The following is a 7603-nucleotide window of genomic DNA, read 5'->3' on the forward strand; positions in this document are numbered from 1 at the left end:
GCCGCGGCGTCCAGCACACGGGTCTGCAGGGACGGACCGCACCGGGGGGCCGGCGGCCGGAGCCGGCCCCGCTCGCCGCGGTGATCGCCTAGGGCCTGACGTTGCTCTGGATCTCACCCACCTCGACGTCCCGCGTGGTCTCGACCTCCACGGGCGGGAACTCGACCGGCACCACGTTGTCGACCACCTCGACCGGCCACACGGTCGAGACGCCGAGGGTGTACTTCTCGCCCGGCTGATCGATCGACGAGCGCAGATAGCGTACGCCGCAGGCGAAGGTGCCGCCCTTGGTGTACGGCTTCCCGCCGACGCCGCAGCCCTCCTGGTGTGTCTCGGCCCGTTCCTCGGTGGTGCCGGGGTCTATCTTGATGCTCTGGAGCGTGGCGACCACGGTCACGCTCATGAAGCCGGGGATCTCCGCGGTGACCGTACGGCGCGGCTCGCCGATGCCCTCCAGCCAGACCCAGGTCGGCAGGTTGACGAAGCTCTTGGCGTCGGGGTTCAGCTTGATCGTGTGCTCGGGGACGGTCATCGAGGCCCTGGCGATCTCCGCCAGTTGTTCGAGCGTGATCCCCGAGGGCGGCGTGGTGTTCGGCGGGACGAACACGAACTGCTCCAGCTCGCCGTAGCAGGCCGAGCCCTCGGGATCGGCCGCGTCGTAGTTCGGCGTCCACCAGAATCCCTCCTGGTCCTTCTTATCCCTGAACTGCTGGGTGTGGGCCAGGAAGCTCTCCTCGTCGGCCAGGATTCTCTTCGCATGGGTACGCGGGTCGGTCTGGAACTTGAGCATGTCTTCGGCGTTCATGAAGGGCTCGTGCCAGCAGGGGCTCTTGATCCGATAGCCGTCGCCCCTACCCCTCTTGACGCCATCGCCGAAGACGTTGAGCTCGCCCGGCAGGGCGATCTCCGTGGTCACATTCCTACCGTCCCGCGTGACCGTGGCCTGGTCGCCCGGGTCGGGCGGGGGACTCTCGCCGAACAGGAGGAGTGCCACCGCTATCACTGAGATGAGAGGTTTCATCGGGTACACCGTTCCGCCGTGTCCAGATACGTCCTGATGCGCCACACCCCGTCGTCGCCGCGGTGCACGATCACACTCTCGGGGTAGGGGGCGCGGGTCCAGCCGGGTTGGCGCGCCACGGCCTTCCCGGTGCTGGCTGAGATGAGCCGAATGCCGGTCTCGTCGATGCACGCGTTGATCTGCGCGCCCTTGGGCCTGGCCGAGGCGACCCGCAGGTTGTAGACCCGCCCGATGCCGCGCATCGACTGGTCCCGCTCGGCGAACTCGCGGATCCAGCCGGTGGCCTGCGCCTCCGCCTGAATCTCCATGTTGTGGCCGTAGCCCGACGCCGCTTCCGCCACGGCCTTGCGGGTGCCGACGTATTGGTCGACCATGACCTTCAGCAGCGGGTCCGGGTCGGTGGGCCACTCGATCCTGGCCCGCAGGTTCTCGGCGACCTGGACCGTCTGGGGCCCGGACGGCAGCTCGTCCTCGGCGGTCTCGTCCTCGGCGGGCTCGGCCGGTGCCGGGCTCTCCGTCTTCGCGGCGGCCGAGCTCGTCGCCGGTGCGGGCGCCTCTTTGGGCGCGTACGGTCGTTCGGGCTGGCCGCAGCCCGCTACGGCGAGCAGGGCCAGCAGTATCGCCATTCTTCTCATGCGGATGACTCCCTCACCACGTGGATGCGCCACGTGGGCAGCAGTTCCTCGATCAATGCCTCGGTTTCCGGTGCCATCCCGCCGCCGTACGGGTGCGAGGCCGCCCTGCGGGTCAGGCCCTCGACGACGGCGCGCAGGCGTACGGTGTCCTCCGTGGCGTGGGTGGCCCGCAGCAGGTCGCGCCACAGGCCCTCATCGTCGGTCGCGAGCAGCAGCGCCGCGCGTACGGCGGCCACCGCCGCGTCCGGCCGGTCGTTCGCGAGCCTGATCTCACACAGTTGGTGCGCCGCGTCCGCCACTCCGGCCGCCACGTCGTACTCCAGGTCGTCGGCCGCCAGCCAGGCGTACCTTCCTGGCGGCCTGCCCGTCAGCAACGGGCCTCTGACCAGGCCGAGCGCCTTCTCCAGCAGTACGGCACCGGCCGTCGGGTCGCCCTGTGAGCGGCGTACGAGCTCGCGGAACAACGCCCAGTCCGTACGGACCTCGGGCCCCAGCCGTAACCGGCCCGCCTCGTCGGTGAGCAGGTGCTCGGGACCCAGCCACTCGGCGACCCTGGCGATCGTGGCGTCCCTGACCATGGCCTGCACGCCCCGGGGCCACAACACCCCGCCGAGCACCGCGGGATGCACGCCGCCCGGGTGCGTGGCCAGGTAGACGAGCAGCTCGGTGGCCAGCGCCATCCTGCCCTCCTCCAGCGGAGGCAGGCCGGCGACCTCGATGGGGCCGAGGATCCTGATCTCGACCGCGGGCGGGTGCAGCCCCTGCAGCGGTTCTGCCTGGGGCACGGCCTCGCCGTCGAGCCGCCCCGCGGTGCGGAAGAGATCGACCAGCGCCTTGTAGTGGCGGCGGGGCAGGAGCTGCGCGGTCACCTCGAAGCCCAGCTCGGCGATCCTGGCCTTACCGTCCTCAGTGATCTCCATCGTCCAGGTGGCGTGCGGGACGTCGCCCGCCACGACGTAGCCGGCGGTGTCCTTGCGGGCCAGCAGCGCCAGCCTGCGGGCCTCCTCGTGCGTGGGCGCCACCGACGACAGCAGGTAGTGGGCGTCGCGCGGGCTGCCGGAGACACGCCCGGTCAGCACCTCCCTGCGCGGCGCGGCGGTGGCCTCCAGCTCGGGCAGCACCTCGGCCAGACTCCCGACCGCCCTGATCCGGTCGGGGGCGATCGCGGTCAGCTCCTCGCCGAAGCCGACGAGGGTGACGCGCATGCGGTCGGACCAGCGGTTGGTGGCCAGCTCGACGGCGAGGGCGGCCAGGGCGGCCGTGGTCTGCGGGCCGCGTACGTTGATCAGGCCCTGCGCTGCCTCCAGGTCGATCAGCACGCGCCCGCTCGCGTCCGTGCCGATGGACACCAGCCCCGGGTACGGCGCCCCGCCCGGCTCGTGGTCGGGCAGCAGGCGGCCCTCGTGCGCGGGCAGCCGCCACACCTGGCCGCCGTCCTCGGCCGTCCACGGCTGGGGGGCGTCGCCGTCCGGCGGGTGAATCCACAGGTCGAGCGTGCGGGGGGACAGATGGGCCCCGTACACGATGGGCGGGGTGCGGTGCTGGGCGGCCAGCTCGGCGCCGAGCACGCGCAGGCCGACGTCCAGGACGCGGGCGCCCGGCGCGTCGCCGCCCAGCCTGAGCGCGACCTCGGCCCTGGCGGCGTCGTCGCGCGGGCGGGCGATCCTGCGGCCGAACACGCGCCGCCAGAGCTGCTCGCGCCGGCGCCTGGCCAGCACCAGCAGCAGCCCGGCGGCGGCCAGCGAGGCACTGGCCAGGTAGTCGACCAGGTCGCTCTCGTGGCCCTCCTGGATGACGACGGGCTGCTGGTCGGGACGTACGACGTCCTGCCGCTGCTCTGGCTGGCGGTGTTTCGCCTCGGACTTCTTCTCGGTCTCTTTGCGCTCGGCCTGGCCCTGGGGGACCTCGGCGCGGCCCGGGTGCTCTTTCAACGTCTTGCTGCGTGGCTGGTCGGTGGGGACGATGTGAACGTTCCTGGCGTCGTCCGGCATGTCGAGCACCCAGCCGGGCCTGATCAGGTCGGCCATCCGGAGACGGCTTCCGTCCGGCTGCTCCTTCGCCTGATTAAGCCGGTAAATTTCGGGATATCGGCGTCCGTCTCCGAGGCACTTCTCGGCGATCTCCCACAGGCTCTCGTGGTGCCGGCCGTGCGGGGGCTGGACGACGTACACCTTCTTGGTCTTCTGTGTTTCGAGCGTCTGCTCGACGATGGGCGCGGAGTACGCGACCGTCGTCACGGGGGTGGCGGCGGGCGTCGGCGTCAGCTTCGCGATCGGCGCGACCATCGCCCCCGCCGTGAACAGCAGCAGCACGGCAGAGACGAGCTTGTTGGCCAGGACCTGGGTGCCACCGGAGAGTGGTACGCGGGCGGGCATCCCGACCCGGCGGACCCCGGCGTACACCTCGACGAGCACGCACGCGAAGAGCTGGAACCAGGCCAGCCACACCAGCAGCACCAGCACCGCCACGATCGTGCTCGGACCGACGCGGCTGGTGAGCAGGTCGAGGTCGAGCAGTTCGGGCGCGAGCGGCGGCCCGACGAACATGAGCAGCGCGTACGGCACCCCGCCCACGAGCGCCACCAGCACGACCAGCGCCGCGAGCCCGGCGAACACGTCGCCGGCACCGCGCCTGGCCCTGGCGCGCGCGGGCGTGTGGCGTCCGGATGGACGCGCGGGCTGTCGCGTCGGCATCGCCTCTCCCCTCTCATGTCCAGCGTCCTGCCTCGTGTGTTGCGCAGGCCATCGAGTGGCTGGAATCGGTCTATCTCGCTTGGGGCGCGGGATCGGTCTATCTCGCTTCGGGCGCGGCACTGGCCTCGCCGAGCATCTCGGCTCCAGGGAAGCCGACCGCGCTCAGGAAGAACGCCTCCCATCGGACCGACACGGTCACGGTCACCTGCTCCCCGTCGACCGCGCACTGGCCCCTGGCCACGTCGTCGCCGCCCTGCGCCGTGACGATCTCGTCGGCCCTGGCGCACACGCCGTCCTCACCGAGCAGCCGGGTCTCGCCGGTGGCGCGCAGGTGGTCGACGTCGATCTGGTCGGCGCCCGCCCGCGCGGCCTGCTCGGCCACGTCGGCGGCGCGCAACCGTGCGTTGATCGCCGCGCCTCCGTCCACCAGCAGGCCCGCCAGCAGGAACACGACCACGGAGAACAGCACGGTGAACACCGACATGGACCCCCGCTCGCCGGCCCTCATTCGATCCTCCTGAACTGCTCAAGCGGCACCACCGCCGTGCCGGTCAGCCGCTTGCTCGCGCCGAACCCGAGGAAGCCCAGGTCCAGCTCGCAGGAGACCTCGGCCTCGACCTGGCCGCCCTGCTCCCATCCGGCCTCATCCAGTGAGACCGACGGGGACCCGCAGGGACCGTCGAGCGCGTCCTCGGCGATCGCCTCGGCCGCGCCCTCGGCGTCGTCGAACGTGCGTTGCACAGACGCGGCGCGGGCCGCGTCCCTGGCCGCCCCGTTGACCCGCCCCTGGGACTCGACCAGCACGCCCGCGCCGGCGAGGAACATCAGGAACAGCAGGAAGACCGGAGCCAGCATCACCGTCTCCACAGCCATGGACCCCCGCTCGGCCCCGGACCCCCGCTGGGGTGTGGACTCCCGCTCGCCTCCGGACACCCGCTGGGCTGTGGGGCGCCGATCGGGCCCGCTCATCCGCAGTCCTCGCCGCCGTCGTCGGGGCGGAAGCACTCGACGGGCCCGCCCGCGGTCGCGGTGATCGTGAACGTGAGGTCGGGCAGCAGCGGGATCACCTGTACGGCGCTGCCGGTCACGGTGACGAAGCGCTCGTCGGGCTCCTGCTCGGACGTCGTGGCGGTGGCGCCGCTGAGCAGCCGCGGGCCGATCGCGCGAACGATGTCGGTGGCCTTCGCCGTGGCCGCGCCCTCCCAGTCACCGGAGTCGAACGGCGCCGACCTGGCCACCCTGGCGCCCTCCCTGGCGGCCGCCTCCGCGACCTGACGGCCGTGGAACCAGAGCGCCACCTGCACGATGAGCAGGGCCACCGCGAGGATGATCGGCATGAGCAGGGCCAGCTCGACCGCCGTCACGCCCCGCTCACCCCGCCGGGTGCGGCTCCTCACGGATCTTCACCACCGCCACCGCCGCCGCCGTCGCCGAAGCTCTGCTCGATCTGACCCTGTTGCTGCTCCACCAGGGTCCTGATCAGTGTGGCCAGGCCGAGCGCCACGCCGGCGATGATGGCCGTGATGATCACCCATTCGACGGCCGAGGCGCCTCGGGTGGGCGCGGTGCGGGCGCGGTGGACGCGCTCGCTCAGGAACGCGGTGAGGTAAACGATCCAGGGATGGTGCATCAGACCCCCAACATCTTCATAGCGGCGGGAAAACTGAGAAAGATCACGAAACCGGCGCAGAGCAGGAGCTGGGCCACGAGCATCGACTGCGAACGCTCGCCCGCCCGGCCCTCGATCTCCGCCAGCTCGCGGCGGCGCAGGGTGGCGGCCCTGGCCGTCAGCGACGTGCGTACTTTGGCGCCGTCGTCGGCCACCAGGCCGAGCGCGGCGGACAGGTCGCGCAGCTCGTCGACGTTGATCTCCTCGCCGAGCTGGCCGAGCGCCTGCCACGGGGTGATGCCGACGATCCTGGCGCCGCCCAGCGCGTCGCGGATGCGGCCCATCGCCCAGTTGGGCTGCTCACCGCTGACCGAGACGGCCATCATCAGGGCCTCGGGGACGCCGCGGCCGCCGGCGAGGTTCATGGAGACGAGGTCGAGGAACGCGCCCACGACGTGACGGAAGTCGCGCCTCTTGGCCGCCGCGTCCCGCTTCACCTGCAGGTCGGGCAGGAAGAAGAACACGGCCGCCACGAGCACGGCGGCCCAGAACGGGACGGCGAGCGAGGCTCCCCACCCCATGACCACCAGCCAGCCAAGCAGCAGCGGGAAGGCCAGCAGGCCACTGACGGCCAGCAGCACCTTGCCGGCCAGGAACGCCTCGAACGAGCGGCCGAGCAACGCCAGGTCCGCCTTGACCGACCTGGCCTCCCAGCCGCGGGCGCCGTACAGGCGGGCCAGCCGCGCGCCGAGACTGCGCCGGAACGCGCCGACCTGCTCGTCGGGCAGCAGGATCGGGATGCGGGACGCGCCCGCGTCCTCGCGTACGGCGTCCAGGGCCAGCAGCCGCGCCACCAGTCCAGGACGGGCCGGGAAGAGCGCCCGGAGCAGGACGAACAGTCCGAGCCCGAGCCCGGCGCCGGCCAGCGCGCCCTCAATCATGGCCGCCTCCTCCCATGAGCAGCCGCGTGGGCTTGTCGAACCTGGCCAGCCGCCTCATCCACGCGAACCCCGCGCCGAACAGGCCGGCCACGATCACCAGGACCGCCTGGCCGAGGAAGGAGGTGTACTCGCTGACGTACGAGGGGTTGAACACGACGAGGATCGCGGCGAAGGCCAGCGCGGTGATCACCACGATCTGGACGCTGCGCCTGGTCGCGCGGCGTTCGGCCTCCACGCGGCGGCGCATGTCGAGCTCCTCGCGGGCCGAGACGGCCAGCGCGCCGAGCACGTCGCGCAGGCCGGGGCCGCGCAGCCGGGAGTTGAGTATGAGCGCGGCGATCACGAGGTCGGCCGACGGGTCGTCGAGCTCGTCCGCGAAGAGCGCCAGCGCCTCGGGCAGCGCCATCCTGGTGTGCAGCCGGTCGACCATGGCCCGCAGGTGCGGCCTGAGCGTGGGGGCGGCCGCCCTGATGGAGGACGGGATGGCCTGTTCGAGCCCGGCCGCGCCGGCGATCGTGTCACGCAGGGACTCGGTCCAGGCGGCGAGCCCTTCGAGCCGGCGCATCGCGGCCCGCTCCTCGGCGGCGCCGCCGGACAGTCCGCGCCAGGCGAACACGAGCAACACCGTGCCCACCGCCACGACCGGCCAGCCGGTGACCAGCAGGACCATGGTGGCGGCCACGGCGGCTATCGCGGTGCGGGTG

At 72.1% G+C, this 7603-nt stretch carries 9 protein-coding genes; all 9 read right to left on the reverse strand.

From position 1 onward, the window contains the following. Nucleotides 1-88: 88 nt before the first annotated feature. Nucleotides 89-1021 (reverse strand): hypothetical protein, encoded by a 933-nt coding sequence (locus ITP53_RS13285; protein ID WP_207755919.1) that lies wholly within the window; start codon nucleotides 1019-1021, stop codon nucleotides 89-91. Further along, nucleotides 1018-1656, reverse strand: a complete 639-nt coding sequence (locus tag ITP53_RS13290) for a hypothetical protein (RefSeq protein WP_195895668.1) — start codon at nucleotides 1654-1656, stop codon at nucleotides 1018-1020. Before ITP53_RS13290 ends, ITP53_RS13285 begins: the two co-directional genes overlap by 4 nt. Next, on the reverse strand, nucleotides 1653-4349 hold the full coding sequence (locus tag ITP53_RS13295; protein WP_207755920.1) for a BTAD domain-containing putative transcriptional regulator: 2697 nt from the start codon (nucleotides 4347-4349) through the stop codon (nucleotides 1653-1655). Before ITP53_RS13295 ends, ITP53_RS13290 begins: the two co-directional genes overlap by 4 nt. A gap of 97 nt (nucleotides 4350-4446) precedes the next feature. Continuing rightward, nucleotides 4447-4857: a flp pilus-assembly TadE/G-like family protein gene (locus ITP53_RS13300; RefSeq protein WP_236050773.1), complete on the reverse strand. Its 411-nt coding sequence runs from the start codon at nucleotides 4855-4857 to the stop codon at nucleotides 4447-4449. Further along, on the reverse strand, nucleotides 4854-5318 hold the full coding sequence (locus ITP53_RS13305) for a TadE/TadG family type IV pilus assembly protein (protein ID WP_195895669.1): 465 nt from the start codon (nucleotides 5316-5318) through the stop codon (nucleotides 4854-4856). The genes ITP53_RS13300 and ITP53_RS13305 overlap by 4 nt, the downstream gene beginning before the upstream one ends. Further along, nucleotides 5315-5746 (reverse strand): TadE family protein, encoded by a 432-nt coding sequence (locus ITP53_RS13310; RefSeq protein WP_328814395.1) that lies wholly within the window; start codon nucleotides 5744-5746, stop codon nucleotides 5315-5317. The genes ITP53_RS13305 and ITP53_RS13310 overlap by 4 nt, the downstream gene beginning before the upstream one ends. After that, entirely contained in the window at nucleotides 5743-5979 is a 237-nt protein-coding gene (locus ITP53_RS13315) for a hypothetical protein (protein WP_195895670.1), read from the reverse strand. Before ITP53_RS13315 ends, ITP53_RS13310 begins: the two co-directional genes overlap by 4 nt. After that, nucleotides 5979-6899, reverse strand: a complete 921-nt coding sequence (locus ITP53_RS13320) for a type II secretion system F family protein (RefSeq protein WP_195895671.1) — start codon at nucleotides 6897-6899, stop codon at nucleotides 5979-5981. Before ITP53_RS13320 ends, ITP53_RS13315 begins: the two co-directional genes overlap by 1 nt. Then, on the reverse strand, nucleotides 6892-7603 hold a 712-nt coding region (locus ITP53_RS13325; protein ID WP_195895672.1), incomplete at its 5' end, for a type II secretion system F family protein. The genes ITP53_RS13320 and ITP53_RS13325, both read right to left, overlap by 8 nt.

It is taken from the genome of Nonomuraea cypriaca (assembly GCF_015645445.1).
In the GTDB taxonomy this organism is placed as follows: Bacteria; Actinomycetota; Actinomycetes; order Streptosporangiales; family Streptosporangiaceae; genus Nonomuraea; species Nonomuraea cypriaca.

What these genes read in the sequence shown, in the direction of transcription:
- ITP53_RS13300 (WP_236050773.1), bottom strand. Translation starts at nt 4,857, where the DNA reads ATGAGGGCCGGCGAGCGGGGGTCCATGTCGGTGTTCACCGTGCTGTTC.
- ITP53_RS13295 (WP_207755920.1), bottom strand. Translation starts at nt 4,349, where the DNA reads ATGCCGACGCGACAGCCCGCGCGTCCATCCGGACGCCACACGCCCGCG.
- ITP53_RS13315 (WP_195895670.1), bottom strand. Translation starts at nt 5,979, where the DNA reads ATGCACCATCCCTGGATCGTTTACCTCACCGCGTTCCTGAGCGAGCGC.
- ITP53_RS13305 (WP_195895669.1), bottom strand. Translation starts at nt 5,318, where the DNA reads ATGAGCGGGCCCGATCGGCGCCCCACAGCCCAGCGGGTGTCCGGAGGC.
- ITP53_RS13285 (WP_207755919.1), bottom strand. Translation starts at nt 1,021, where the DNA reads ATGAAACCTCTCATCTCAGTGATAGCGGTGGCACTCCTCCTGTTCGGC.
- ITP53_RS13320 (WP_195895671.1), bottom strand. Translation starts at nt 6,899, where the DNA reads ATGATTGAGGGCGCGCTGGCCGGCGCCGGGCTCGGGCTCGGACTGTTC.
- ITP53_RS13290 (WP_195895668.1), bottom strand. Translation starts at nt 1,656, where the DNA reads ATGAGAAGAATGGCGATACTGCTGGCCCTGCTCGCCGTAGCGGGCTGC.